The organism is Bradyrhizobium sp. CCBAU 53340 (genome assembly GCF_015291645.1).
Taxonomy (GTDB): Bacteria; Pseudomonadota; Alphaproteobacteria; order Rhizobiales; family Xanthobacteraceae; genus Bradyrhizobium.
In genome coordinates, this window is record NZ_CP030055.1 from 4928283 (window position 1) to 4954242 (window position 25960).

The 25960-nt window shown below is 64.0% G+C and carries 30 protein-coding genes; 18 read left to right on the forward strand and 12 right to left on the reverse strand.

Annotated elements, in window-relative coordinates:
- The first annotated feature begins 117 nt into the window (after positions 1 to 117).
- The gene (locus XH89_RS23590; RefSeq protein WP_194462803.1) at positions 118 to 1308 is read left to right on the forward strand and encodes a DUF2865 domain-containing protein; all 1191 of its coding nucleotides are present in this window, start codon (positions 118 to 120) and stop codon (positions 1306 to 1308) included.
- Between the two features lie 57 nt (positions 1309 to 1365).
- Here XH89_RS23590 and XH89_RS23595 read toward each other — a convergent pair whose 3' ends face one another.
- Positions 1366 to 2274 (reverse strand): DUF2189 domain-containing protein, encoded by a 909-nt coding sequence (locus XH89_RS23595; RefSeq protein ID WP_194462804.1) that lies wholly within the window; start codon positions 2272 to 2274, stop codon positions 1366 to 1368.
- A gap of 545 nt (positions 2275 to 2819) precedes the next feature.
- Between XH89_RS23595 and XH89_RS23600 the strand changes: the two genes are divergently transcribed.
- From XH89_RS23600 to XH89_RS23620, 5 genes are all read left to right on the forward strand, one after another.
- Complete coding sequence (locus XH89_RS23600; protein ID WP_194462805.1) at positions 2820 to 3653, forward strand: cytochrome c oxidase subunit II; 834 nt, start codon at positions 2820 to 2822, stop codon at positions 3651 to 3653.
- Between the two features lie 78 nt (positions 3654 to 3731).
- Positions 3732 to 5510: a cbb3-type cytochrome c oxidase subunit I gene (locus XH89_RS23605; RefSeq protein ID WP_194462806.1), complete on the forward strand. Its 1779-nt coding sequence runs from the start codon at positions 3732 to 3734 to the stop codon at positions 5508 to 5510.
- Positions 5507 to 6211, forward strand: coding sequence for a cytochrome c oxidase subunit 3 (locus tag XH89_RS23610; protein ID WP_194462807.1), 705 nt, complete (start codon positions 5507 to 5509; stop codon positions 6209 to 6211). The genes XH89_RS23605 and XH89_RS23610 overlap by 4 nt, the downstream gene beginning before the upstream one ends.
- 14 nt (positions 6212 to 6225) lie before the next feature.
- Entirely contained in the window at positions 6226 to 6948 is a 723-nt protein-coding gene (locus XH89_RS23615) for a heme-copper oxidase subunit III family protein (RefSeq protein ID WP_194462808.1), read from the forward strand.
- Between the two features lie 9 nt (positions 6949 to 6957).
- Positions 6958 to 7344 carry a cytochrome C oxidase subunit IV family protein gene (locus XH89_RS23620; protein WP_194462809.1) on the forward strand — a complete coding sequence of 129 codons (387 nt, stop codon included), beginning with the start codon at positions 6958 to 6960 and terminating at the stop codon, positions 7342 to 7344.
- 24 nt (positions 7345 to 7368) lie between these two features.
- On the opposite strand, the gene XH89_RS23625 is transcribed toward XH89_RS23620, so the two are convergent.
- Genes XH89_RS23625 through XH89_RS23635 form a run of 3 tightly spaced genes read right to left on the reverse strand, consistent with a single transcriptional unit; the run spans position 7369 to position 10889 of the window.
- A complete protein-coding gene (locus XH89_RS23625; protein WP_194462810.1) occupies positions 7369 to 9126 on the reverse strand; it encodes an NAD+ synthase in 1758 nt (585 codons plus the stop codon).
- 16 nt (positions 9127 to 9142) lie between these two features.
- Entirely contained in the window at positions 9143 to 9496 is a 354-nt protein-coding gene (locus tag XH89_RS23630) for a diacylglycerol kinase (RefSeq protein WP_194462811.1), read from the reverse strand.
- Between the two features lie 4 nt (positions 9497 to 9500).
- The gene (locus XH89_RS23635) at positions 9501 to 10889 is read right to left on the reverse strand and encodes a class II 3-deoxy-7-phosphoheptulonate synthase (protein WP_194462812.1); all 1389 of its coding nucleotides are present in this window, start codon (positions 10887 to 10889) and stop codon (positions 9501 to 9503) included.
- Between the two features lie 181 nt (positions 10890 to 11070).
- On the opposite strand from XH89_RS23635, the gene XH89_RS23640 reads away from it, so the two are divergent.
- Positions 11071 to 11967, forward strand: coding sequence for an alpha/beta fold hydrolase (locus XH89_RS23640; RefSeq protein ID WP_194462813.1), 897 nt, complete (start codon positions 11071 to 11073; stop codon positions 11965 to 11967).
- A gap of 145 nt (positions 11968 to 12112) precedes the next feature.
- A complete protein-coding gene (locus XH89_RS23645) occupies positions 12113 to 12901 on the forward strand; it encodes a hypothetical protein (protein WP_194462814.1) in 789 nt (262 codons plus the stop codon).
- Here the strand turns inward: XH89_RS23645 and XH89_RS23650 are convergent.
- Positions 12898 to 13161, reverse strand: a complete 264-nt coding sequence (locus XH89_RS23650) for a hypothetical protein (protein ID WP_194462815.1) — start codon at positions 13159 to 13161, stop codon at positions 12898 to 12900. The two genes, XH89_RS23645 and XH89_RS23650, sit on opposite strands and share 4 nt — an antisense overlap.
- Positions 13162 to 13462: 301 nt before the next feature.
- Between XH89_RS23650 and XH89_RS23655 the strand changes: the two genes are divergently transcribed.
- Together XH89_RS23655 and XH89_RS23660 are read left to right on the forward strand one after the other, a co-directional pair.
- Positions 13463 to 13837, forward strand: a complete 375-nt coding sequence (locus XH89_RS23655; RefSeq protein ID WP_194468592.1) for a winged helix-turn-helix domain-containing protein — start codon at positions 13463 to 13465, stop codon at positions 13835 to 13837.
- 21 nt (positions 13838 to 13858) lie between these two features.
- Positions 13859 to 14311: a glutathione S-transferase family protein gene (locus XH89_RS23660; RefSeq protein WP_194462816.1), complete on the forward strand. Its 453-nt coding sequence runs from the start codon at positions 13859 to 13861 to the stop codon at positions 14309 to 14311.
- Here XH89_RS23660 and XH89_RS23665 read toward each other — a convergent pair whose 3' ends face one another.
- Positions 14312 to 14884 (reverse strand): hypothetical protein, encoded by a 573-nt coding sequence (locus tag XH89_RS23665; RefSeq protein ID WP_194462817.1) that lies wholly within the window; start codon positions 14882 to 14884, stop codon positions 14312 to 14314. It abuts the gene before it with no gap.
- 157 nt (positions 14885 to 15041) lie between these two features.
- Between XH89_RS23665 and XH89_RS23670 the strand changes: the two genes are divergently transcribed.
- Complete coding sequence (locus XH89_RS23670) at positions 15042 to 15980, forward strand: LysR family transcriptional regulator (RefSeq protein ID WP_194462818.1); 939 nt, start codon at positions 15042 to 15044, stop codon at positions 15978 to 15980.
- A gap of 101 nt (positions 15981 to 16081) precedes the next feature.
- Positions 16082 to 17062, forward strand: a complete 981-nt coding sequence (locus XH89_RS23675) for a helix-turn-helix domain-containing protein (RefSeq protein WP_194462819.1) — start codon at positions 16082 to 16084, stop codon at positions 17060 to 17062.
- On the opposite strand, the gene XH89_RS23680 is transcribed toward XH89_RS23675, so the two are convergent.
- The 4 genes from XH89_RS23680 to XH89_RS23695 are packed head-to-tail and all read right to left on the reverse strand — an operon-like array spanning position 17053 to position 19116.
- On the reverse strand, positions 17053 to 17625 hold the full coding sequence (locus XH89_RS23680; RefSeq protein ID WP_194462820.1) for a TIGR00645 family protein: 573 nt from the start codon (positions 17623 to 17625) through the stop codon (positions 17053 to 17055). The genes XH89_RS23675 and XH89_RS23680 overlap by 10 nt on opposite strands.
- A 29-nt stretch (positions 17626 to 17654) precedes the next feature.
- Entirely contained in the window at positions 17655 to 18293 is a 639-nt protein-coding gene (locus XH89_RS23685) for a TerC family protein (protein WP_194462821.1), read from the reverse strand.
- A complete protein-coding gene (locus XH89_RS23690; RefSeq protein ID WP_194462822.1) occupies positions 18290 to 18652 on the reverse strand; it encodes a hypothetical protein in 363 nt (120 codons plus the stop codon). The genes XH89_RS23685 and XH89_RS23690 overlap by 4 nt, the downstream gene beginning before the upstream one ends.
- A gap of 2 nt (positions 18653 to 18654) precedes the next feature.
- Entirely contained in the window at positions 18655 to 19116 is a 462-nt protein-coding gene (locus XH89_RS23695) for a TerB family tellurite resistance protein (RefSeq protein WP_194462823.1), read from the reverse strand.
- A gap of 380 nt (positions 19117 to 19496) precedes the next feature.
- Here XH89_RS23695 and XH89_RS23700 point away from each other — a divergent pair, with 380 nt between their 5' ends.
- Positions 19497 to 20939 carry a PLP-dependent aminotransferase family protein gene (locus tag XH89_RS23700; RefSeq protein ID WP_246767591.1) on the forward strand — a complete coding sequence of 481 codons (1443 nt, stop codon included), beginning with the start codon at positions 19497 to 19499 and terminating at the stop codon, positions 20937 to 20939.
- A 74-nt stretch (positions 20940 to 21013) separates the two neighbouring features.
- Entirely contained in the window at positions 21014 to 21643 is a 630-nt protein-coding gene (locus tag XH89_RS23705) for an FMN-binding negative transcriptional regulator (RefSeq protein ID WP_194462825.1), read from the forward strand.
- Between the two features lie 19 nt (positions 21644 to 21662).
- Here the strand turns inward: XH89_RS23705 and nhaA are convergent, their stop codons facing one another.
- Entirely contained in the window at positions 21663 to 22895 is a 1233-nt protein-coding gene (nhaA, locus tag XH89_RS23710; RefSeq protein ID WP_194462826.1) for a Na+/H+ antiporter NhaA, read from the reverse strand.
- A gap of 200 nt (positions 22896 to 23095) precedes the next feature.
- Between nhaA and XH89_RS23715 the strand changes: the two genes are divergently transcribed.
- The 3 genes from XH89_RS23715 (at position 23096) to XH89_RS23725 (ending at position 25420) form a co-directional block, all read left to right on the forward strand.
- Positions 23096 to 23923 carry a class II glutamine amidotransferase gene (locus tag XH89_RS23715; RefSeq protein ID WP_194462827.1) on the forward strand — a complete coding sequence of 276 codons (828 nt, stop codon included), beginning with the start codon at positions 23096 to 23098 and terminating at the stop codon, positions 23921 to 23923.
- An 18-nt stretch (positions 23924 to 23941) separates the two neighbouring features.
- Positions 23942 to 25171: a carboxylate-amine ligase gene (locus XH89_RS23720; protein WP_194462828.1), complete on the forward strand. Its 1230-nt coding sequence runs from the start codon at positions 23942 to 23944 to the stop codon at positions 25169 to 25171.
- Between the two features lie 63 nt (positions 25172 to 25234).
- On the forward strand, positions 25235 to 25420 hold the full coding sequence (locus XH89_RS23725; protein WP_194462829.1) for a hypothetical protein: 186 nt from the start codon (positions 25235 to 25237) through the stop codon (positions 25418 to 25420).
- A 9-nt stretch (positions 25421 to 25429) separates the two neighbouring features.
- Here XH89_RS23725 and XH89_RS23730 read toward each other — a convergent pair whose 3' ends face one another.
- Entirely contained in the window at positions 25430 to 25738 is a 309-nt protein-coding gene (locus XH89_RS23730; RefSeq protein WP_246767592.1) for a hypothetical protein, read from the reverse strand.
- Positions 25739 to 25775: 37 nt separating this feature from the next.
- Here XH89_RS23730 and XH89_RS23735 point away from each other — a divergent pair, with 37 nt between their 5' ends.
- Positions 25776 to 25922, forward strand: coding sequence for a hypothetical protein (locus tag XH89_RS23735; RefSeq protein WP_194462830.1), 147 nt, complete (start codon positions 25776 to 25778; stop codon positions 25920 to 25922).
- Positions 25923 to 25960: the final 38 nt, after the last annotated feature.

Sequence of the window (25960 nt, forward strand, 5' to 3'; positions counted from 1 at the left end):
TCGGCCCCTGAAACGACGTGACGATGCCGCCGGAAGCGGCTATTGGAGGGCGCGCTTCGGCCCGCAATCACGCATGAAAGTCACTTGAAAGTCACTTGGGGCCGTGACCTCGCTAGAATGGCGGATATGCCTGAATTTTTGTCTCTGTCCCGTCCCCGCTTCCTCCTTGCCTGCGCCGTGCTTCTCGGCGTCGTGCTCGCCACCGATGCCTTTGCACAGGCCGGCCCGCCCGGACCGCCGCCGCCCGCCCAAGGCGGGCTCGGCCCGAACCCGATGTGCGTGCGGCTGGAAGGACAGCTGGCCGCGCTCGACCGTGGCGGGAGCAGCGACCCCGCACGCGACGACCAGATCCGCCGCTACCAGGAGTCCCAGAGCCGTCAGCAGGCCGAGCTCGAGCGCGTCACCATGCAGGCCAAGCGCATGGGCTGCGATTCCTCCGGCTTCTTCTCGCTGTTCAACGGCCAGTCGGCGCAATGCGGCCCGGTCAATACCCAGATCCAGCAGATGCGCGCCAATCTGGATCAGATCACCAGCAATCTCGAGCGCCTGCGCGGTGGCGGTCCCGGCGGCGGCAGCCCCGAACGCGACAGCCAGCGCCGCTCGGTGCTGATGGCCCTGGCGCAGAACAATTGCGGCCCGCAATACGCCAACGCCGTGCAGTCGCAAGGCCCCGGCAATTTCCTGAGCAACCTGTTCGGCGGCGGCAACAACCCGAACAATCCGCCCGGTGCGCCGCCTGCCGATTTCGGCGGCCCGCAATCCGGCACCTATCGCACCGTATGCGTGCGCACCTGCGACGGCGCCTATTTCCCGATCTCGTTTGCGACCGTGCCGGCGCGCTTCCCCGACGATGAAAAGACCTGCAAGGCGCTGTGTCCGGCGGCCGAAGCCACGCTCTATGCCCACCGCAATCCCGGCGAGGACATGAACTCCGCGGTCTCCATCAGCGGCCAGCCCTACACGTCGCTGCCGAACGCCTTCAAATTCCGCAGCGAGTTCAACCCGTCCTGCTCTTGCAAGGCGGCGGGCCAGAGCTGGGCCGACGCGTTGAAGTCAGCCGACGACAAGGCAGCAGTGGAGCAACAGGGTGACATCATCGTCACCGAGGAGAGCGCCAGGAAGATGCAGCAGCGGCAGCTCACCAAGGGCGCGCCTCCTGCGAATGGCAAGAAGGGCGCAGCTCCGGCGCCAACGACCGCTACCGCACCGGCAGCGACACCGCCGGCGGACGCAAGCACGACCACCACCTCGGAGAACAAGCCGATCCGTTCGGTCGGGCCGACCTTCTTGCCGCAGCAGCAGAAGTAGACCGTTGCGCTCTGTCACGCCCTGCGAAGGCGGCCGCCTGACGCGGCTGTTTCGCTGTTACTCCCCGCCCTCGCGGCTCCACGGAAAGAGATTGGCCGGAAAGTCCGCCGCGTAGCGCTTTCCCTTTGGGGGCGACGGCAGCTCGTCCGGTGGATTCGGGTTCGGCTCGACCACCCGCCGGTAGAGGTGCCAGGTGGCATGACCAAGTACCGGCAGAACGACAGCGAGACCGACGAAGAACGGTAGCGAGCCGACCACGAGCAGCGCCGCCACGATGACGCCCCACCCGGCCATCGCAACCGGATTCGCCGCCACAGCTCGAAGCGACGTGCGGATCGCATCGATCGCAGTCGCATGCCGGTCGAGCATCAACGGAAACGACACGATGCTGATGCACAGCGCCACAACCGCGAACAGGAAGCCGACACCACAACCGACGACGATGAGCGACCAACCTTCCGGCGTCGTCAGCACGCGCGTTGCGAAGTCAGGAATGCTTGCGGCCGCCGCGTGGCCGAAGATTGAGACGTAGATCGCGTTCGCGACGCCGATCCAGGCACCGAACAGGACCAGCAGGAGCAGGCCGAGCTCAAGCATGGCGCCGAACGATGGTGCGCGCAACACCTTGATCGCATCCCACGCTTCGACCTCCTCGCCGCGCTCGCGGCGACGGCTGAGCTCGTAGAGACCGATCGCAGCAAACGGACCGACGAGGGCGAAGCCCGCAGCGAGAGGAAACAGCAGCGGCAGGACCGAATAGCCGAGGACCATCCTGAACAGGACGAGACCGAGGACAGGGTAAATCACGCAGACGACGATCGCGTGACTCGGCATCGCCTGGAAGTCCTCCCAGCCCAGGCGCAGCACCTCAGTCAAATCGGACAAGCCGATCTTGCGAACGGGATAAGAGACCGCCTCCCCGAAGACGTGCCGCTTTACGATGTTGTGTGAATACAGTGTCGCCATGGACACCTCCTCCTGAAAGTCGCGGCGGCCAACGACGCGCTTTCCGGCCGCGCGTATCCGCCTTGCGTACGGGAAACGCGATCGAGCCAAGTACGGCAAATTCAGGCTCAAAGAGGAGGAACTTAGCCGGACGAAACCCGTCGCGACCTGCCTCTTTGAGCTTAGCGGCACCGGCACTAAGCGACACTCACGGTTAGGTGAATTGCTTTAATGGTCAGAGGATTTGTGCGATGCATTACCTCACGCGGGGGGCGACTTCTTGGCCGGTAGCAGGGGGTCGCCCGCGCCAGCCAAGCGCGTTGACATGCTATTGACGCCGCGTTCGCAGGGGATCATCTTAAATGCCTAGACGCCCACAGCTCCAGTGAGAGTCGCGATGGTTCTCTTGAATATCGCGACCGTTTGAACGGGCGAGGCAAGAGGCGCGGCGATGGCGGATGTGCCAGCATAGCCAAGTGCCAGCATAGCAAAGTCCGCAATTGCGACAGACGTGAGCTCCGCCCTGGATTCGTATCCGTAGCCTTCGATGGCAAGGATGGATCAGGATGGCTGTCGCACTGATACTGCTTCTCGTCGCAATCGGCTCGGTGCTGTTTCACATCTACAGCCCGTGGTGGTGGACGCCTATCGCGACGAACTGGGCCTATATCGACCACACCATCAACATCACGTTCTGGATCACGGGCTTTGTCTTCGTCGCGGTCATCGCCTTCATGGCGTATTGCGTCTTCCGCTTTCACCACAAAGAGGGAAGACGGGCCGACTACAATCCGGAAAACAAAAGACTCGAATGGTGGCTGAGTGTCGGGACCGGCGTCGGCGTCGCGGCCATGCTGGCGCCCGGCTTGGTTGTCTGGCACCAGTTCGTGACGGTGCCCGCAGATGCCACCGACGTCGAAATCATGGGCCAGCAATGGCAATGGAGCTTTCGCCTTCCGGGCAAGGATGGGCGGCTCGGCACATCCGATGTCCGCAACATCGGACCCGACAATCCGATGGGACTCAATCGCGACGATCCTCATGGGCAGGACGATGTCGTGATCGAAAACGGTGATCTGCACCTCCAACTGGGAAAGCCGGTCAAGATCCTCCTCCGCTCGGTTGATGTCCTGCACGATTTCTACGTGCCCGAATTCCGCGCCAAGATGGACATGGTGCCGGGCGTGGTGACCTACTTTTGGATACAGCCAATCCGAACCGGAACATTCGATGTTCTCTGCGCGGAGCTTTGTGGTGCCGCGCACTACCAGATGCGCGCCAGGGTGATCGTCGACGAAGAACGTGAATATCACGCTTGGCTGGAGCAACAGAAAACATTTGCTGAATTGTCGCCTGGAAACGCCATCGTGAAGACGAGGTATCAATCCGGCGCCAAGTAGCAAGCGCTGAGGCGAAGATGGATCGGGTGCGTGAGGCCAACTCGTCGCCCCGATGGAAACGACCGAGGAGGTATTTCTATGGTCGATATTCCATATGATGGGATCGCAGGAACTCCGCCTGCCGAAGTGCCTGACGTCGAGCTCTATCATCCAAAGAGCTGGTGGACGCGATACGTCTTCTCACAAGATGCCAAGGTGATCGCTGTTCAGTATGCGCTGACAGCCTCTGCCATCGGACTGGTCGCGCTGGTGCTGTCGTGGCTGATGCGCCTTCAGTTGGGGTTTCCCGGCACCTTCTCTTTCATTGATCCCAACCAGTACCTCCAGTTCATCACCATGCACGGCATGATCATGGTGATCTACCTGCTCACGGCATTGTTTCTGGGAGGTTTCGGCAACTACCTGATCCCCTTGATGGTTGGCGCCCGGGACATGGTCTTCCCCTATGTGAACATGCTGAGCTACTGGGTCTATCTGCTCGCGGTCCTGGTATTGGCTTCGGCCTTCTTTGTCCCCGGCGGCCCAACAGGCGCCGGCTGGACGTTGTACCCGCCGCAGGCAATCCTCTCAGGAACGCCCGGGCAGGATTGGGGCATCATTCTCATGATGTCGTCCCTGATCCTGTTCATCATCGGCTTCACCATGGGCGGGCTGAATTATGTGGTCACGGTGCTCCAGGCGCGCACCCGCGGCATGACATTGATGCGCCTGCCTCTGACGGTGTGGGGCATTTTCACGGCGACGGTCATGGCGCTGCTGGCATTCCCCGCGCTGTTCGTTGCCTCGGTCATGCTGCTGCTCGACCGTCTGCTGGGAACCAGCTTCTTCATGCCTTCCCTTGTCGAGATGGGGCAGCTGTCGAAATACAACGGCGGCAGCCCGCTGCTCTTCCAGCACCTGTTCTGGTTCTTCGGCCACCCCGAGGTCTACATCGTCGCCCTGCCCGCTTTTGGCATCGTCTCCGATCTGATCAGCACGCATGCGCGCAAGAACATCTTTGGCTACCGCATGATGGTTTGGGCGATCGTGGCCATCGGCGCGCTCAGCTTCGTCGTATGGGCGCACCACATGTATGTCAGCGGCATGTTCCCGCAATTCGGGTACTTCTTCGCCACCACGACGCTCATCATCGCGATCCCCACCGCGATCAAGGTCTACAACTGGGTGCTGACCCTGTGGCGCGGCGACATTCATCTCAGAGTGCCGATGCTGTTCGCCCTCGGCTTCATCATCACCTTCGTGAACGGCGGGCTCACCGGTCTCTTCCTCGGCAACGTCGTGGTGGACGTCCCGCTCTCGGATACCATGTTCGTGGTCGCGCATTTCCACATGGTGATGGGCGTGGCGCCGATCATGGTCGTGCTCGGGGCGATTTATCATTGGTACCCCAAGGTCACGGGCCGAATGCTGAACGACGTGCTCGGCAAGTTTCACTTCTGGGTCACCTTCCTCGGCGCCTACCTGATCTTCTTCCCGATGCACTATCTCGGATTGCTCGGGGTTCCGCGCCGGTATTTCGAGCTCGGCGACGCAGCATTCATCCCGCCCTCGGCGCATTCGCTGAACGCCTTCATCTCCGTTGTGGCCCTGACCGTCGGCTTCAGCCAGATGGTCTTCCTGTTCAATCTGGCCTGGAGTCTGTTCAAGGGCGAGCCCTCCGGCGGCAATCCCTGGCGGGCGACGACGCTGGAGTGGCAGACGCCGGAGACGCCTCCCGGGCACGGCAACTGGGGCAAGGAGCTCCCGATCGTCTATCGCTGGGCCTATGACTACAGCGTACCCGGTGCCGACCAGGACTTCATTCCGCAGAACCAGCCGCCGCGGGCGACGCGGATCTCTCAGGGAGCAGCTTCGTGAGCGCCATCCTCCTGTTCCTGGCTGTGATCGCGGTCATCGCCGGATGGTGGCTCTCACAGCAACGGCTGACGGCCAAGCCATGGCTGGAGGAAGGTCCGGCCGGTGACTTCCCCGGCGGCGATGCAATGGCATGGCCAGCAGCGAAGATCGGACTTGGCGTGTTTCTTGCGGTCGCAAGCTCATTGTTCATCCTTTTCATCAGCGCCTACTCCATGCGCATGAACGCGGCGGATTGGCGGATACTGCCCGTCCCGAGGCTGCTGTGGTTCAACACGGGCGTTCTGGTCTTGAGCAGCATCGCGCTGCAATGGTCCTATGTTGCGGTACGCCGCAACGACACCGAAGGCATGATGCTCGGCCTGCTCGCGGGCGGAGCAGCCGCCGTGATCTTCCTGGCCGGACAGCTCCTGGCCTGGCAGCAGCTCAACGCGGCCGGATATTTCGTGGCATCCAATCCGGCCAATTCCTTCTTCTACCTGTTGACCGCGGTGCATGGGCTGCATCTGACGGGCGGCCTCGTAACGCTGGGCAGAACCTCGGCCAAGGTGTGGCGCAGCTCCGAGATCGCCGACATGCGCTTAAGCGTCGAATTATGCGCCATCTACTGGCACTTCCTGCTGTTGGTCTGGCTTGTCCTGCTCGGGCTTCTCACGGGCTGGACCGACGATTTCGTCGACATCTGTCGCCAATTGCTGAGCTAGGGAGGCGAGACCGGATGGCTGAGACGGCACTGACACATACAGCAGAAGCTCCTGGACGGCTTCCAGGCTGGCGCGGCATCGCTGCGGACTGGGCTTCGGATCAGCGCGCGTTCAAGAACGTGTCCTGGGGCAAGGCCATGATGTGGATCTTCCTCCTCAGCGATACCTTCATCTTCAGTTGCTTCCTGCTCTCCTACATGACGGCACGCATGTCGACGACCGTGCCGTGGCCCAACCCCAGCGAAGTCTTCGCCCTCAACTTCGCCGGCAAGCACATCCCGCTGATCCTGATCGCCATCATGACCTTCATCCTGATCAGCAGCAGCGGGACGATGGCGATGGCAGTCAATTTCGGCTACCGCCGCGATCGCGTCCGGACCGCAGTCTTGATGCTCGTCACCGCAGCGTTCGGCGCGACCTTCGTCGGAATGCAGGCGTTCGAATGGACCAAGCTGATCAGGGAGGGCGTGCGCCCCTGGGGCAACCCGTGGGGCGCGGAGCAGTTTGGCTCGAGCTTCTTCATGATTACCGGCTTCCACGGCACGCATGTGACGATCGGCGTGATCTTCCTGATCGCGATTGCGCGAAAGGTCTGGCGCGGCGACTTCGATATCAGGAGGCGCGGCTTCTTCACGAGCCGGAAAGGCTATTACGAAATCGTCGAGATCATGGGCCTGTACTGGCACTTCGTCGATCTCGTGTGGGTGTTCATCTTTGCCCTGTTCTATCTTTGGTGAGGTCGGCCAATGACAAATGCGACGGTAGACATGGAAGGACGGCTATACGCTCATGCGCATGACGCAGTCGCATCAGAAGCGGCGCATGGCCAGCAGCACCCGATCAAACTGTACCTCGTGGTCTGGGGCTGGTTGTTCGTCCTCAGCACGTGCTCCTACCTCGTCGACTACTTTGGCATACATGGCTATCTCAGGTGGTCGCTGATCCTGTTGTTCATGGTGGTGAAGGCTGGGCTGATCGTCGCTGTCTTCATGCACATGGCCTGGGAGCGGCTGGCGCTCACCTATGCCATCCTGGCGCCGCCGATCGCAGTATTGGTCTTTGTGACGATCATGGTGCTGGAGTCCGAATACACGCACCTGCTTCGGGTGCTGTTCTTTGCAATCCCGTCGTAGCACCGGCAGGCCCGGCCTCTAACGTCACCCCTCGTACGCGTCCGTCGAGGCGGCGTTACCGCGCGAGACGAGCGCCTCGTCCGGCGCCGGCAGCGGCGACCCATTGTCGCGAAAACGGTTGGTGATGGGATAGCGGCGGTCGCGGCCGAAATTCCTGCGCGTCACCTTCACGCCGGGCGCGGCCTGGCGGCGCTTGTATTCAGCGACGTTGAGAAGATGGTCGATACGCGTCACCGTCTCGCGGTCGAAGCCGGCGGCGATGATCTGCTCGAGCGGCTCCTCGCGCTCGACCAGCCGCTCGAGGATCGCATCGAGCACATCATAGGGCGGCAATGAATCCTGATCGGTCTGGTTCTCGCGCAGCTCCGCCGTCGGCGGACGCGTGATGATATCGGGCGGAATCACCTCGCCCGCGGGCCCGAGCGCGCCGTCGGGCTTCCATGCATTGCGCAAGCTTGCCAGCCTGAACACCTGCGTCTTGTAGATATCCTTGATCGGGTTGAAGCCGCCGTTCATGTCGCCATAGAGCGTGGCATAGCCGACTGACATCTCCGACTTGTTGCCTGTCGTCACCACCATCAGCCCGGTCTTGTTCGAAATCGCCATCAGAAGCGTGCCGCGGGTGCGGGCCTGCAGGTTTTCCTCGGTGATATCGGGCGGCAGGTTCTTGAAGATACCGGACAGGATGGCCTCGAAGCCGTTCACGGCTTCGGCGATCGGCAACACCTCGTAGCGGATGCCAAGATGGCCGGCGAGTTCGCCGGCGTCGGCAATCGAGCTTGCCGCCGTATAGCGATAAGGCAGCATCACGCCATGCACCTGATCGGCGCCGAGCGCATCAATCGCGATCGCTGCGCACAGCGCGGAATCGATACCGCCGGAAATGCCGAGCAGCACGCCGGGAAAGCCGTTCTTGGTGACATAGTCGCGGAGGCCCAGCACACACGCGGCATAATCGGCGCGGTCCCCTTCGGGTTGCTCGGCGACAGGACCGGCGCAGTGCCAATCATCGCCGTTCCTGGTGAAGCGCAACGTGGTGACGCTCTCTGCGAAAGCCGGCAATTGCGCAGCCAGCGAGAGATCGCCATTGAGCGCGAATGAGGCCCCGTCGAACACGAGCTCGTCCTGGCCACCGACCTGATTGAGGTAGACGAGCGGCAAGCCGCTTTCAGTGACCCGTGCGACCGCTACCGACAGACGTACATCGTTCTTGTCGCGGCCATAGGGCGAGCCGTTCGGCACCAGAATGATCTCGGCGCCGGTCTCGGCCAGCGTCTCGACCACGTTCTCGTAGTCCTCGGATTCTTCCAGCCAGATGTCCTCGCAGATCGGCACGCCGATCCGCACGCCGCGCACGGTGACGGGGCCCGCCGCAGGTCCGCGCGAAAACAACCGCTTCTCGTCGAACACGCCGTAATTCGGCAGATTGCATTTGAAACGCAAGCCAGCGATGCGCCCGCCGTCGAGCAGTGCGCAGGCATTGTAGAGCTTGCCGTCCTCGACCCAGGGCGTGCCGATCAGCAATGCCGGACCGCCGTCGGCAGTCTCGCGCGCGAGCGTTTCGATTGCGCCGCGGCAGGCCGCCTGGAAGGCCGGTTTCTGCACCAGATCCTCGGGCGGATAGCCGGCGATGAACAATTCCGGAAACAGCACGAGATCAGCGCCGTCGGCGATCGCCTGCGCGCGCGTAGCGCGTACCTTGGCGGCATTGCCCTCGATATCGCCCATGGTCGGATTGAGCTGGGCGAGCGTGACCGCGAATACGTTGAGACGTTCGGTCATGGCCGCCGCCCTCGCTTTAGAGAAACCCCAATCGCTCGATGATGGCGATGATCCAGAACGCCCCGGCCATCAACAACGCAACACCGACGGCGGCCGAGCCCATGTCCTTGACCCGGCCGATCTGCTTGTCGTGATCCATCGTCAAGCGGTCGGCAAGCTTCTCGATCGCAGTGTTCAGCAGCTCGACCACCAGCACGAAGGCGACCGCGCAGACCAGTTCGACCGCGCGCGTCGCGGTCGCTGCGACGAACCACGCCACGGGCAGCGACAGCAGGAGCGCAAAGATCTCCTCGCGGACGGCCTGTTCCGAGCGGAACGCAAAGGCCAGACCGTTGCGGGAATTGATCGTGGCCTTCCAAATCCGCAGCAAGGTTCTAGAGCCCCGCTGCGGCCGGCATCGGCCTGACCTTGCCGGCGCGTTCCTGCTTCAACAGTTCGGCGATCAGGAAAGCCATGTCGATCGATTGCTCGGCGTTGAGGCGGGGATCGCAGACCGTGTGATAGCGGTCGTTGAGATCCTCGTCGGTGATGGCGCGAGCGCCGCCGATACATTCGGTGACATCCTGGCCGGTCATCTCCAGATGCACGCCGCCGGCATAGGTGCCTTCCGCGGCGTGGATCGTGAAGAACGACTTCACCTCGGACAGCACACGGTCGAACGGCCGCGTCTTGTAGCCCGTCGTGGAGGTGATGGTGTTGCCGTGCATGGGATCGCACGACCAAACCACCACCCTGCCCTCGCGCTTCACTGCGCGGATCAGGCCCGGCAGGTGATCGGCGATCTTGTCGGAGCCGAAACGGTTGATCAGGGTCAGCCGGCCCGGCTCGTTGTCAGGGTTGAGCACGTCGATCAGCTTCAACAGCTCGTCGGGCTTGAGCGACGGACCGCATTTCAGGCCGATCGGATTCTTGATGCCGCGGAAATATTCGACATGGCCGTGATCGAGCTGGCGGGTGCGGTCGCCGATCCAGATCATGTGGCCCGAGGTCGCGTACCAGTCGCCGGTAGTGGAATCGACCCGGGTCATGGCCTGCTCATAGCCGAGCAGCAGCGCTTCATGGCTGGTGTAGAAATCGGTGGCGCGCAGCTCGGGGTGGCTCTCGAGATCGAGGCCGCAGGCGCGCATGAAGTTGAGCGCGTCCGAGATGCGGTCGGCCAACTCCTTGTAGCGGCGGGATTGCGGCGAATCCTTCAGGAAGCCGAGCATCCACTGATGCACGCTGCCGAGATTGGCAAAGCCGCCGGTGGCGAACGCGCGGAGCAGGTTCAGCGTCGCGGCCGACTGGCGATAGGCCATCAGCTGGCGCTGCGGATCCGGCACGCGCGCTTCCTTGGTGAAGGCGATGTCGTTGACGATGTCGCCGCGATAGCTCGGCAGCTCGACGCCGCCCACCTTCTCGGTCGGCGACGAACGCGGTTTGGCGAACTGGCCGGCGATGCGGCCGACCTTCACCACCGGCACCGCGCCGGCATAGGTCAGCACCACCGCCATCTGCAGCAGCACACGGAAGAAGTCGCGGATGTTGTTGGCGCCGTGCTCGGCAAAGCTTTCGGCGCAATCGCCGCCCTGGAGCAGGAAGGCCTCGCCTGCGGCAACGCGGGCCAGCGCCTTCTTCAGATTGCGCGCCTCGCCGGCGAACACCAGCGGCGGAAAGGTTGCAAGCTGCGCCTCGACGTCGGCCAAGGCCTTGGCGTCGGGATATTCGGGCACCTGTAGCACCGGCTTGCTGCGCCAGGACTCGGGCGACCACCGCTCGGACATCGCAATCTCTCCGTGAAGCAAAAAAGTACAACCCGATCTGTGGGTTGCGAGGGCCGCCTTATACACAGGCTGGCGCGACACTGCCAGTTGTAAATCCATTTCGCAATGCAAACCCTTGCAGGCAAAGCCGAATTCGCATTTGCTTGGGGCGGCAGAGGAAACGGCAAGACAACTTCTCCCCATGGATGCGCCACTGGACGACGTCTTCATCGACGAGATCAGCTTCCCGGCGACCGACGGGTATGCCCTGACCGGCACCCTGTTCCTGCCGCGCGGCGCCAAGCGCCACGCCGTCCTGATCAATTCGGCGACTGCTGTCCCACGAAAGATCTATAGCGGCTTTGCCTCCTATCTCGCCCATCGCGGCTGCGCCGTCCTCACCTATGACTACCGTGGCATCGGCGACTCCCGGCTGCCGGCAATGGTCGGTTACAACCGGCCGAAATCGCTGGTCGGCTTCAAAGCGTCGATGTCGGACTGGGCCGCGCAGGACGTCACCGCGGCGGTGCGCTGGATGCGCGAGCGCTATCAAGCGCTGCCGCTTGCCTATGTCGGCCATTCCTTCGGCGGCCAGGCGCTCGGGCTGATCGAAAACAACAGCGAGATTTCGCGTGCCGCGTTTGTGGCCTCGCAAGCCGCGACCTGGCGGCTGATGACGTCGCCGGAGAAATACCGCGTCTTCGCTTTCATGAATTTCGTCGGCGTGCCGCTCACCCACGCGCTCGGCTACGCGCCTGGCTGGGCCGGCGTCGGCGAGGATCTGCCCAAGGGCGTCTTCCTGCAATGGGCGGATTGGGTTTCGAGCCCGCGCTATCTGTTCGATTCAAAGCTGCCGGCGCTGGAGAATTTTGCCAAGTTCAAGGGCGAGCTGCGCGCGCTCTGCTTCTCCGACGATCCCTGGGCGACGCTATCAGCGGTCGAGCTGCTCACATCAGGCTTCACGGCGATCAAGCCGGAGGTGCTCAACGTGAAGCCGTCCGACGTCGGCGCCAAGGCGATCGGCCATTTCGGCTTCTTCCGCCCCGAGCATCGCGACACGCTGTGGCGCAGTGTGGCGGAATGGATCCAGGGGGAGTGAGCGTCACGCCTTGTTGAAGGCGGCCGCCTCCTTCTCGTCATCGATGATCACGAAACTGATTTCCGCCGCTGCCGTTTGCCAACTGGCACACCGTCGGCAACGCGATCGATCGCGTTCCCCGTACGCCGGACGCGCCAAGGAGATCATGAGATATTCCAACAGGAACGCCCTTGTCAGGGAAAGCAAGGTTCCCGAAGTCACGCTCGGCTTCTGGATCATCAAGATTGCCGCCACGACCCTCGGTGAGACCGGCGGCGACACGGTCACGATGACGCTGAACTGGGGTTACCTCGCCGGCACGTGCCTGTTCCTGGCCGCGATGGTCGTGCTCGTCGCGGCACAGATCCGCGCGCAAACATTTCACCCAGCACTGTATTGGGCGACCATCGTGGCCTCGACGACCTTCGGCACCACGATGGCTGACTTCGCCGACCGCTCGCTCGGCATCGGCTATACTGGCGGCTCGACGCTGCTGCTGACCTGTCTCGTGCTGGTGTTGGTGCTCTGGTATCGCGCGGAGGGAACGATCTCGGTCAACAGCATCAGCACCCCGCGGGCGGAAGCCTTCTACTGGGGCGCGATCACCTTCTCGCAAACGCTCGGCACTGCGCTCGGTGACTGGATCGCCGATTCCGGCGACATGGGCTATCGCGGCGGCGCGCTGATTTTCGCGGCCGGATTGGCCGTCATCGCAGCGCTCTATCTCTGGACCAGCGTCTCACGCGTCACGCTGTTCTGGGCCGCGTTCATCCTGACGCGACCGCTGGGCGCAACGGTCGGCGATTTCCTCGACAAGCCACTCGATCACGGCGGGCTGGCGCTAAGCCGGCCGCTGGCCTCGGCCGTCATCGCGGCCTTCATGATCGTCTGCCTGCTGCTGATCCCGCAACGCGCGGGTCAACATCCCGGCGATCACGCCACCGAGCGCGCCTAGCGGATGATCGTCGTCAGGGACGAATAGCGCTTGTTCGGCTTGGCCTCGGCGGCCGAGAATTGCGCAAAGGCGTCGCTGACGCGGGTCGCCGGCGGCGTATCGCTGGCGAAGCGGAATTCCTGCGGCTTCGGCGCGTAGAAGCTGGCGCTGTAATAGGAATCGTCGAAGCGCGCCTCGCCGACCCCGAACAATGCGTCGCAGACAAACAGGAGCGCGTAGACCCCCGCGACCGCGACGACGACCTCCTTGAGAATTGTCATGATGATGCCCTGCCCTTTTGCGGCAGAATGCAGGCCGGTTCCAAAACTCTGGTTTAAGGCGCCCCGTTTCTTGTCCGCACGGTTTGCCGCTCCTGAGCGGATTGCAGACAATTTTATCGATCTCGAAAACAGAGCCCGCTTGACCGGACCTCATCAGCGTCACCAAGTTCAGTCGCGATTTCCTCGCGGTCATCACCACCCTGCCCTGCCACACCGCTTCCGACAGCGGCTGCTGCGTTCGCCTTGTTCGCGGCCGGCAAGAATGGCAAGCTCGGTTTGGAGCCATCCAAGAGACTTCATGATGTCGCGCGCGAGCGCCAAATCGCTGCCCCAGCTCAGCCTGCGCATCGACCTCGACGGCGAGGACCGGATCGGGCCCGGCAAGATCGAGCTTCTGGAGCAGATCCGCGCGCAAGGCTCGATCTCCGCGGCCGGCCGCGCCATGGACATGTCGTACAAGCGCGCCTGGGACCTCGTCGACGAGATCAACCGCATCTGCGGACATGCGGCGGTTGAGCCGCAGGCCGGCGGCAAGAACGGCGGCGGTGCCATGCTGACCCCGTTCGGCGAAAAGCTTGTCGCGCGCTACCGCAAGATCGAGCGCGATGCCGCCCGCGCGGTGCAGAAGGATCTCGAAGCACTCAAGAGCGACATCGCGCGTTCGCGCAAATCGTGAACGAATGGACGAGATCGCGCCATGCTGCTGATCGGGGTCAATCGCTCACCATACACGCGACGCGTTGCGATGACGCTCAATATTTATCGCATACCGTTCGAACAGCGTCAGCTGTCCGGCTTCGGCAATCGCGCTGAGGTCAGGGCCAGCAATCCGCTTGGCCGCATTCCCGCGCTGGTGCTCGACAGCGGCGAGACGTTGATCGACAGCGACGCGATCGTCGATCATCTCGATGAAACCTACGGCGGCGACCGGCCGCTCACGCCGCGCAGTGGCGCCGATCGCCGCGCCGTGCTGAAGGTTGCGGCCATGATGATGGGTGCGTGCGAAAAATGTCTTCACGCCGCCTATGAGGGCAATCACCGCCCGCCGGAGAAGGTGCACCAGCCCTGGATCGACGATTGTATGGCTCAGGCCGCCGCACTGACAAGCAGGCTCGCAGAGCAGCCGTTCTTCGAGGTGGCAGAGCCCTAGTCAAAAGACTGGCTCGTCCTTCAGCGCCGCGATCACCTGCTCGCCCGGCACGGTGAGGCGATAGGTCACCAGCGGACGGCTCGACGGCGGCTTGCGGTCGATCTCAACGATGTAGCCGCGCACCATCAGGGCTTCGAAGCTGCCATAGTAGCCGTACATGCTGATCTGGCTCTGCTTGAGCAGCTTGAACTCGCGCAGCAGGCGGATCTCGTTGCCCGAGAGCAGCGAGCGGCGGACGCGCTGCACGAAGCTCGCGCGCTGCTCGAACCAGGCCGCATCGGGCAGCTCGCGCGAAGACGGCACGGCGTTGCGATCGCAGGGGCGCGCCTCGATCTCGATCCTCACTGCCGGCGACGATGGCATGCTGCCGCCGATCGCGTCCCTGGCGTCGTCGAGCAACGCGATCGGCCAGCGCCGCTTGTTGTCGACAATGACCGGCGCAGGCACGACATTGTCGCGCACGAGCTGCTCGAAGCGGCCGGCGGTCACGCCGACATAGGCGGCCGCGCGGCGGCGGTCGACGAGGCGCCCGTCCCGCCCATGCTCCAGTTCGCAAGCGTCAGTCTCGATCACCCCAAATCCCCCGCCGCCTCGTTGCAAGCGCGTTGCCGCACGGGCCCGAGGGCCCGTCAGCACATGACACTAGGGTGAAACCAGCGCTCTCAAAAGGCAGAGAATTTCGTACATATTGCTGCCGTTTCGGCATCAGCTATAGTGCCGCCGGGGTCCCATGCGCTTTCATTCACCGGCCATCCACTACTTCCACGCCGTCCGCCGTACCGGCTCGATCCGGGCCGCGGCGCGGACCCTGAACGTCGCCTCGTCCGCCGTCAGCCGTCAAATTCTCAAGCTTGAACAAGAGGTTGGGTCTCCGCTCTTTGAGCGAACGGCGCGCGGACTGACGCTGACAACGGTTGGCGAGATGCTGGCTCGCCACGTCATGAACGTGCTCCAGGACCTCGATCGCTTTCGCTCCGACGTGGCATCCCTGTCCGGCGCCTGGCACGGCAATGTCAGCATCGCCTGCATCGAGTCACTCACGGAATCGGTGCTGCCGGATCTGATCGCCGCGCACCGCAGCCGGGCACGGCGCGTCAGCTTCACCACCGAGGTGATGGGATCGTCGGACGTGCTCGAAGCCTTGAGGCGGGGTGAAGCCGATATCGGCATCGCCATCGCGCTCAGGCATCCACCCGATCTGCGGCAGGTCGCGCTGAAACGCTTTCGTCTCGGCGCGCTCGTTGCGCGCGAGCATCCGCTGGCGCGCCGCAAGACCGTCACGCTGGAGCAATGCCTCGCCTTCCCGGTCATTCATGCGCTGCCGGAGCTGTCGATCTACCATCTGCTGCAGCCATTGATCGCGCAGCTCTCCGAGACTCCGGAGCCGGCGATCCAGGCCAACTCGATCGACTTGATGCGCGAGCTCGCCGCGCGCGGCGTCGGCATCGCCTTCCAGACCCAGCTTGGCATCAACAGGCTGTCACGCGACGCGCAGCTGGTATTCCTGCCGCTCGACAATGCCGGCAGCCCGGTATGGTCCGATCTCGGCATCTATGTCCGCGCCGAGCGCACCCTGCCCGCCTTCACCGACTCCTTCCTCCAGGAGCTCGTCCGCGAGCTCGGCGAGCGGGAGCGGCGAGAGAGTGCGGCGTATCCGCGCACCGCATGATCTGCTGAACTGGCAGTAGTTTACCGGAATATGGCCGATCGTCCGGCGTTGATATCCGTTGGGGATTGAGCAGCTGCTATTTGCCCCCTGGGATTTCCGACATGCCGGTTCATCGGCTGACGCCATCGCGCGTCCTGCACATCGAACGTTTCTCGGATTTCAGCGAGTTTCGCGCCAACGAGGTGCTGGGCCTCGGCACCTCTACGCCGCTTCGGCCGCGCGAATTCTCGCTGTCGCGCGCCATCCTGCCGCTGCAGAACGGGCTGTTCGTTCTGCAGCGTGCCTTTGCGCGGCGCTTCGAAGCAGAGATGGGGACGGAGAGCGGCATCGGTCTCGTTGTCCCGCTTGACTTCCACTCCATTGCCAATGGCCGCGAGGTCGACAGCTCAACGATCGGCATCGTCCGTGGCAAGGCCCCCGTCGAGTCGATCGAGCATCGTCCCAACACCTATCTCATGGTGCGCTTCAACTCGGACATGCGGCATCGCGGATGGGCCGACTTCGACACCGGCCTTGGCTATGTCCGTCCCCAGGACGATCCGATGGCGCGCCTGTGCGCGGTCTTTTCGGAGATGTTCGCGCTGGCTTCGGCGTGCGATGATCCCCGGCAGTTTGAGGCACTCGACCGTCCGATCCAGGAAACGCTGCTCGCCGCCTTCGACGCGGTTTTGCTGCCGGCCGGCGCACACACCGCGCGTCCCGGTACATTCGACAAGCACCGCAAGCTGATCGCGCGGCTCGACGAAGTCGTCGAGCTGTTCGGCAACCAGCCGCTCTACAGCGAAGACCTTGCCGCCGCGCTCGGCGTGTCCGCGCGGACGCTCCAGACTGCGACGCAAGCCGTGCACGGCGTCAGCCTGCATCACTATCTGCGTCTCAAGCGGATGTGGGCCGTTCGCATCCAGCTCATGACGGGCGCCAGCGGATTGACCGTGAAGGCTGCCGCGCTCGGCAACGGCTTCTGGCACCTTGGCGACTTCGCGATCGGCTACAAGCGCGCCTTCGGCGAGACGCCGTCCGAGACGCTGATGCGCGGGCGGCGTCCGTCTCGTCTTGCGGTCGGCGCGCGCGCTCAGGCGTGATCGTTCTGCCTGCGCGGCGCGTTGTCCGCGAGGCGATCGACCCAGGCGATGCCGATCGCCGAGATGATGAAGGTCAGGTGGATCAGCACCTGCCACATCACGCCGGTCTCGGTGAAATTGCTGCGCGTGGTGCCGAGATTGCCGGCCTCGATGAAGGTCCTCAGCAGCGAGATCGAGGAGATGCCGACGATTGCCATCGCGAGCTTGATCTTGAGCACGCTGGCGTTGACGTGGCTGAGCCATTCCGGCTCGTCGGGATGGCCGCGCAGGTTGAGGCGCGAGACGAAGGTCTCGTAACCGCCGACGATCACCATCACGAGCAGGTTCGAGATCATGACGACGTCGATCAATCCGAGCACGACCAGCATGATCTGCTGCTCGCTGGCGTCGAACGAATGCGCGACCAGGTGCCAGAGCTCCTTCAAGAACAGCAGCACATAGACCGCCTGTGCGACGATGAGGCCGACGTAAAGCGGCAATTGCAGCCAGCGCGAGCCGAAGATCAGCCGCGGAAACAGGCCGACCGGCGGGTTCGCCAAAGCTGCTTTGGGTTCAGACGACATCGATCACTCCGGGAAGACGAAGGCGGGACTTAGAGGCTTGCAATGACGGGCGCGAGCTCGAGCGAGCCGCGATAGATCATCTCAAACGCGACATAGACGATGATGGCGAGGCCGACATAGGCGATCCATCGCTGCTTCTGGAGCACGCGGCCGAGCAGGTCGGCGGCGACACCCATCAGCGCGACCGACAGCAACAGACCGAACGCCAGGATGTAAGGATGCTCGCGCGCGGCGCCCGCGACCGCGAGCACGTTGTCGAGCGACATCGAGACGTCGGCTGCGACGATCTGCATCGCGGCCTGGCCGAACGTCTTGCGCGGCGCCGGCGCAGCACGTCCGCCGCCACCATGGCTGAACGCGAGCTCGCCGGCATGGGAGGCCTGCTCCCGCAGCTCGCGCCACATCTTCCAGCACACCCACAGCAGCAGCACGCCGCCGGCGAGCAGCAGGCCGATCACCTGCAGGAGCTGGGTCGCGACGCCGGCAAACGCGATGCGCAAGCCTGTGGCCGCAATGATGCCGACGACGATGGCGCGGCGGCGTTGCCCGGCCGGCAGGCCCGCCGCGGCGAGGCCGATGACGACGGCGTTGTCGCCGGCAAGCACGAGGTCGATCAGAACAACCTGTAGCAGCGCGGTCAGCGCCTCGGCCGTGACGAGTTCAGTCATGTCTCATCATTTTTCGAAGCGGACGGATCCAGCCAGTGCGGCTTGCGGCGCTCGATCCAGTCGAAGACTTTTGAACGCGACGCACGTAGCGCCGGCATGTCCTCGGCGAGCAGCGCGAGGCCGAGCGGCAGCATCCAGATGCCGAGCACCGGCAGGAAGGACAGCACGCCGCCGACGACGAGCAACGCGCCCGAAGGAATCCGGACCCAGCGGCTCGACGGTTGCAGCAGATAGTCGACGGTGCCGGCAAGTCGCGGCGGCAGCCGCTGGACGAGCGCGTCGAGGCGCGGGTCGCCGCCAGCCGGCTGGCCGGCGGTATCGCTGGATCTCGTCGTCTGCTCGTCCGAGGTTGCACTCATGATCATTCCCTTGAAGCCACGCTGACCGCGACCGCCTCGACCGGCTTTGCCCGCGGCAGCACCAGCGTCAGCAGGCGCAACAGCTTGATCGCCTGCACTTCGTGCGGATGCACGTCCTCGTCCGCCGCCGCGACGCGCTCCGACAGCTCGATGAGATGGGACGACAGCGGCAGGTCGGAGACGGGCCGCAGCGTATCGATCACAACATTGGCGAAATCAGGCTCCTCGAGCCGCTCGGCTAGCTCGTCGAACATCGCAAACAGGCGGTCGTCGCCGATGTGCGGCGCCAGTCCGCGCTCCCTGATGAAGCGGATCACCTCGTCGCGCTCGACCGGCGAGACGCGCCGATCGGCCACGGCGACGAGCGCGCCTGATATCACCAGCGCAGCGGCAGCCTGCTCGTTGAAGCTGCGCGGCTCGGTGATCTCGATCTCGGTGGGGGTGGAAGTATTGGCGTCAGTCATCGTCGCTCCTCGATCTTGCGAATTGGCCGCACGGAGCTGCGATGGGGACGATTGGGTCGGAGGGAACTTGAGAAGGCCCGACAATCGGCCGATCCATCGCATTCGCGCGGGACAGGTGATCCGACATCACGAGGTTTAGCCGACATGGTCGGCGTCCTCGCCAGAGGGGCCCGGATTCTTGTTCTCCCCAGAGATAAAGCCGGGCGGGACGGAATCAAGGCGACAAAGCTGCGACCAGCGGCCGCATCGGGGTTCCGCGAGGACAATTTGGTCAAGCATTTTGCGCGTGTCCCGCATCGCTCGCAATGCCGATGGACGGAGGATACAACGCGTATCGAGAGCATCGGAGATGACTGCTTCCAGCCGCGATGGATGATCAGATGAACGCCAATTCCGGCCCGATGGGCGCACGCCAGATTTACGAGGCGCTGCGCGACCAGATCCTGTCGCTGGTCTACGGCACCGACGGCGTGTTGCCGTCGTCGCGGGCGCTGGCCGGCGAGATGGGCGTGGCGCGCTCGACCGTCACGGTTGCCTATGAGCAGCTCGCCGCCGAGGGCTTTATCGAGACGCGACATGGCGCCCGGCCGCGCGTGGCGCGTGCGGTGGTTGAGCGCGGACGCGCGCGCGCGACATCACGTCCATCAACGCGCAAGGCGCAGCTGTCGGCTTTCGGCGCGCGGCTGCGTCAGGATGGGCCGCAATGGACCGTGCCGCCGCGCGGGCTCGTCGCGAACTTCCGTTATGGCGAGCTGTCGCCCTCGGACTTCCCGGTGCTGGCCTGGAAGAAGGCCGTGACGTCAGCGATGACGCGCAAGCCCGAGCGGCTTGCGTATGACGATCCCTGCGGATCGATGCGGCTGCGGACCGCGCTGCAGGCCTATCTGTGGCGATCGCGCAGCATACGCTGCGACGTCGACCAGATCGTCGTCGTCAACGGCTCGCAGCAGGGTCTCGATATCTGCGCGCGCCTCCTGCTCGATGCCGGCGACCGCTTCGTGATGGAGGACCCGGGCTACCAGATGGCACGGCACACTTTTGCGGCGACGGGCGCCGCCGCGGTGCCTGTCGCGGTCGATGCGGAAGGCCTTCAGACCGAGCGGCTCGACGGCATCGCCGCCCGCCTCGCCTATGTGACGCCGTCGCATCAATATCCGCTCGGCGGCGTCATGCCGATCGGACGCCGGCATCAATTGCTGGCGTGGGCAAGAAAGCACGATGCCTATGTGATCGAGGACGACTACGACAGCGAATATCGCTACGACACCAAGCCGATCCCGCCGCTGCATGCGCTGGAGGGCCGCGACCATGTGATCTATCTCGGCACCGTCTCCAAGACGCTCTCCCCGACCTTGCGGATCGGCTATCTCGTGGTGCCGCAGGGATTGCGATCGCTGTTCAGTGCCGCCAAGCAGATCATGGACCGGCACACGCCGCTGATCGAGCAGGAGGCGCTTGCCGCAATGCTGGAGAGCGGCGCTTATGACCGCCATGTCAGACGGGCGCGCCGGCGCAACGCCGAACGCCGCCAGGCGCTGATCGACGCCCTTCGCCGTCGTTTCGGCGACCGTATCAGGATCGAAGGCGCCGCCGCCGGCCTGCACATCGTGACGTGGTTCGACGATCTGCCGCTCAAGCACGAGGATGCGTTGATAAGGGCGGCCCGCGAAAAGGGCGTCGGTATCTACCCGGTGTCCGCCCTGTTCGCCGGCCCCCGGCGGCGGAAGGCGGTCGGCCTCGTCATGGGCTATTCGGTGCTGGAGGTTACTCAGATCGAGCGGGGCTGCAAGCTGCTGGCGCAGGCCGTCGCTGAACTGGACTGAAGAAATCGTTACAAACTGGCAGTTTTGTACAGGCCAGATTCCGGCTATCTCCTCAACCAGAACGGAGACACGCCATGTATATTCCGCCGGCCTTCCGGGACGACGACATCGAGAGCATTCGGGCGACCATTCGCGCCGCCCGGCTTGCCAGCCTCGTCACGGCCACCGCCGCAGGCCCGGTCGCCACGCCCTTGCCCCTCTTCCTCGACGAGAGCGAAGGCGAGCATGGCGTATTGTATGGACACGTCGCAAAAGCCAATCCGCAATGGCAGCTGCCGCCGATCGGCGATGCGCTGGCAATCTTCAGCGGGCCCGATGCCTATGTGACGCCATCCTGGTACGCAACCAAGCAGGAAACCGGAAAGGTCGTGCCGACCTGGAACTACGTCGCGGTGCATGCCTATGGCCCCGTCGAATTCTTCCAGGAGCCGGAGCGCCTGCTCGACGTCGTGACGCGGCTCACCAACAGGCACGAGGGCACGCGTGCAAAGCCCTGGGCCGTCAGTGATGCCCCCGCTGACTTCATCGCCACGCAACTGCGCGGGATCGTCGGCGTGCGCATCCCCGTGGTGCGGTTCGAAGGCAAGCGCAAGATGAGCCAGAACCGGCCCGAGGCCGACCGCATCGGCGTTGCGCAAGGCCTTGCGGCAAGCGACAGCGCCGGCGATCGCGAGGTCGCGCCGCTGATCCCGCTGCCGGCCTGAGGGCGCCGGCGCGGCCACATCAATTGGCGCCCTGCTCGCGCTGCCGGTGGGCATATTCCGCGCCCCATCCGAGCCCCAGCGTCATCGAGATCAGCGAGCCGAGCAGGACGCCGAACTTCGCTGCATCCAGCAATCCGCCATCGGCGAACGCGAGCATGGCGATGAAGATCGACATGGTGAAGCCGATGCCGGCCAATAGCCCGATCAGGCAAACGCCGGACCATGTCACGCCCGGCGCCAGCCGGCATCCCGCTCGCACCGCAAGCCAGGTCGCACCGATCACACCGACCGGCTTCCCAGCACACAGCGCAAGCGCGACGCCGAGCGTCACGAGCTGGGTGCCACCTGACAGCTCGATGCCTTTGAAGCTGACGCCTGCATTCGCCAGCGCGAAGACCGGCATGATCGCGTAAGCGACCCAGGGATGCAGCGCCGTCGCCACACGGACGACAGGCGGGGCGATCTCCGAACTGGACGACCGCACCGGCGTCATCAGGCCAAGCACGACTCCCGCGAGTGTCGGGTGAACGCCGGCCATGAGGAAGCCCGCCCAGACGATGAACGCCGGCACGACATAGGCATAGCCGGAGCCAAGACCGATCAGCTGGAAGCCGAGCGCTATGACCACGCCGAGCGCTGCGACCGCAAAGCCGGCCGGATCGAGCCCGCTGCTGTAGAACAGCGCGATGATGAGGACCGCGATGATGTCGTCGATGATCGCCAGCGCGAGCAGAAACACCCTGATGTTGGCGGGGACGGATCGTCCCAGCAGCGCGAGCACGCCGACCGCAAAAGCAATGTCCGTCGCGGTCGGGATCGCCCAGCCCTGGCTGCGCTCCGTGACGCCGTTGAAGCTCAAATAGATCAATGCGGGGACCACGACGCCCCCGACGGCGGCCAGCACCGGCAGAATGGCCTGGTCGAATTCGCTCAGCGCTCCCTCGTGGATTTCGCGGCGGATCTCCATGCCGACGACGAGAAAGAACACCGTCATCAGCGCGTCGTTGATCCAGAAATGCAGCGATCGATCAAAGGCGAACGCACCGAGCCGGAGCGGAACCTGCAGATGCCAGATGTCATGATACGCATGAGCAAATGGCGAGTTGGCCCACAGCAATGCAGCCGCCGCGGCCGTGAGCAGCACGATGCCGCTGATGGCCTCGACATGCAGGAACTGTTGGAGCGTCGCGAGCGCTCGTTCGACGAGAAGTTGGGGCTTGGAAAGGTCTCTGCCGGGCAGCTGATCGTTCATGGGCGCACACGCATCCTGCGTGGCGGCCCGACCATCGCTTGCCCTGTCGCTGCCACGTGCAGCGAGCACCCGGGGTCGTTCTACACGGCGAGGCGCGCAACGCAAGCCGCTGCCCCCGCACCGTTTGACGCAGAGGGAACCTGGAGCGATGCGACTCGTTGGTGCACCTCGACCTGTCCACCGCCTGATGAGGAACCCGCATGTGCCGCTGGATTGCATATCGGGGCGAGACGACCTCGTTCGAACCCTACGTCACCGAGCCGGAGCATTCGCTGATTGCACAGAGCATCCGCTCGCTGCAATCGACGGCGGGATCGAATGGCGACGGCTTTGGTCTTGGCTGGTACGGCGAGCATCCGGAGCCCGGCCTCTATCGCGAGACGCGGCCGGCCTGGTCGGATGAGAATCTGCGCTATCTCTGCCGCCATCTGCGCTCGCACCTGTTCTTTGCCCATGTGCGCGCGGCGACCGGCACCGCGGTGACACGGCAGAACTGCCATCCTTTTGCCTGTGGCCAGTGGATGTTCATGCACAACGGTTTTGTCGGCAGCTGGAACCGGCTGCGCCGCAAGGTCGAGGCGCTGATCCCGGATGCCTATTATCCGTCGCGCCTGGGCACGACCGACTCGGAAGCCGTGTTCCTCGCCATGATGGGCGCCGGTCTCGATCGCGATCCGCTCGGCGCAACGCGAAGCGTGCTGCAATCGCTCGTCGGCCTCGTCAACGAAGGCGAGCTGCGCGAGCGGCTGCGCTTCACCAGTGCGATTGCGAACGGGCGGGATCTCTACGCATTTCGCATCGCCGTCAACGACGCCGCCAACACGCTCTATTTCCGCGAGGACGGCGACCAGGTCATCGTCGTGTCCGAGCCGTTCGACAAGGAAACGGACTGGACGGAAGTGCCCCCGAACCACGCCCTGATCGCACGCGCATCCGAAAGTGCGAAAATTGTTCCGTTCGATCTTGCCATTTCCACAGGGTCCGACGCGGAACCGGCCCCTGTCCGACGGATTATTGCCCGCAGGTAATGGCCGCCGGGTGGCTCGATGACATTTGCTACGGACGTTTTGAAACTGCTGCGTTTGGACACTTCCGACGACAGGCAGCACCTCGTCATCCGCTCTGCCGGCGGACGCGGCAAGGCGGCCGAATATTCCTTCGGCATCGAGGAGGAATATTTCCTCGCCGATCGCCGCACCCTGGAGGTTGCGATCCAGACTCCCGACGCGCTGTTCGAGTCGGCGAACTGGTCGACCGGTGGCCAGGCCATGCGCGAGATGCTGCAGTCCCAGCTCGAGGTCGCCACCAACATCCACGTCGACGTCAATGACGCGCGGGAAGAGCTGAGGTTCCTGCGCCGCGAGGTCGCCAACGTTGCCGCACAATACGGTTTTGTGATCATGGCCTGCGGAACGCACCCGACTGCGGTCTGGCGCATGTCGCAGCCGAGCCCGAAGCCGCGCTACGAGGAGATGATCGAGGACTTCCGCAGCATCGGCCACCGCAACATGATGTGCGGCATGCATGTGCATGTGCAACTGCCCGATCCCGAGAAGCGGATGGCGGTGATGCGGGCGATGCTGCCGCGCCTGCCGCTGTTCATCGCGCTGGCGGCGTCCTCACCGTTCTGGAATTCGCACAAGACCGGGCTCAAGGGCTACCGTCTGGCGGCCTATTCCGAGCTGCCACGCACCGGGCTGCCCGAACTGTTCGAAAACAGGCAGGACTACGACGAATATGTCGGCGCCCTCCAGCGCTCCGGCGTGATCCCCGACGAAAGCCACATCTGGTGGGCGATGCGCCCGTCCATGAAGCATCCGACGCTGGAGCTTCGCGCGCCCGATACCTGTACCCTGCTCGAGGACGCCGTCGCGATCGCCTCGCTCTACCGCTGCCTGACGCGCCACCTCTGTCTGCGGCCTCATCTGTCGAAGGAGGTCACTGTGGTTGAACGCGCCATTGCGGTCGAGAACAAGTGGCGCGCCCAGCGCTACGGGACCGATTGCATCTTCGCCTCCAGGGACGGACCGCTCACGATCTCGGAGATGCTGTCCCGAATCATCGACGATACCATTGAGGACGCGGACGCATTGGGCTGCGCTGCCGAGATCGAACATTGCCGCACCATCGTGGATCGCGGCAGCTCGGCCGAGTTCCAGCTTCGCGCCTATCGCGAAAGCGGCAACGACATCACAGCCGTGTCACGCTGGATCGCTACATCGACGGTCGCCGGAGCGAGCGCGCCTACGGGGCAAACTGCTCCCGCGCCGTCATAGCGCCCGCGCAAGCTTCGCCAACGAGAACGTCATTTCCAAACTTGATACGCCGTCGAGGAATGCATGACCGACATCACCTGGTGCGCCGGTTGCGGCCACAGCCTGGTCCCGATCCTGTCCGAGAAGGGCCGCGCGCGGCCGAGGTGCTTCTGGTGCGAGGGCGTCGACGCGCGAACCATGGAGATGGCGAAGTGGGCGGACAGCCCCGCCGGCAAACCCGGCCGGCCCGCGCCTCACGCTTTTGATTGAGCCGAGGTCCTAAACCCGCGCCACAAGGCGCGGGCGGAACACGGAATCGACAGTTGGGGACAGGGCCGCGGCCGGCTTTCGCGTCGGCCGGCGCCGCGGGATGAAGAAGCTGCTCACGACGATCGGCTCGAAATCGCCGAGCGCGGCTCGCTCCTTCACGAGCAGGCTCATGACCGCGCGCATCTTGATGACTTCCTGCGCCACGAAGCTGCAGTCCTCGTCGCGGTTAATCTGCTCATGCATGATCGCCTCGGCCTCGCGCATGCTGATGCGGAGCGCCCTGATGGTCCTGCGGATGTCGTTGATGCGGTTGTCCATGGCTGCCTCCCTCTCGACTGCAGCATAAGAACAAAACATGAACAACAAGTCAATCAACAATAAAGTCAATCAAGAGGTCGATCGCCGCCCGGACCAATCTGCACGCCGACTGGCAATGCTTGATGACAAATTAGACACCACAGCGCCGTCCGCAATCACGCTCCCCTTCCGCAGCGTCGGCTGAGCGAAACCAACGGGTGATCTAACCTCCCGTGCAGCCAC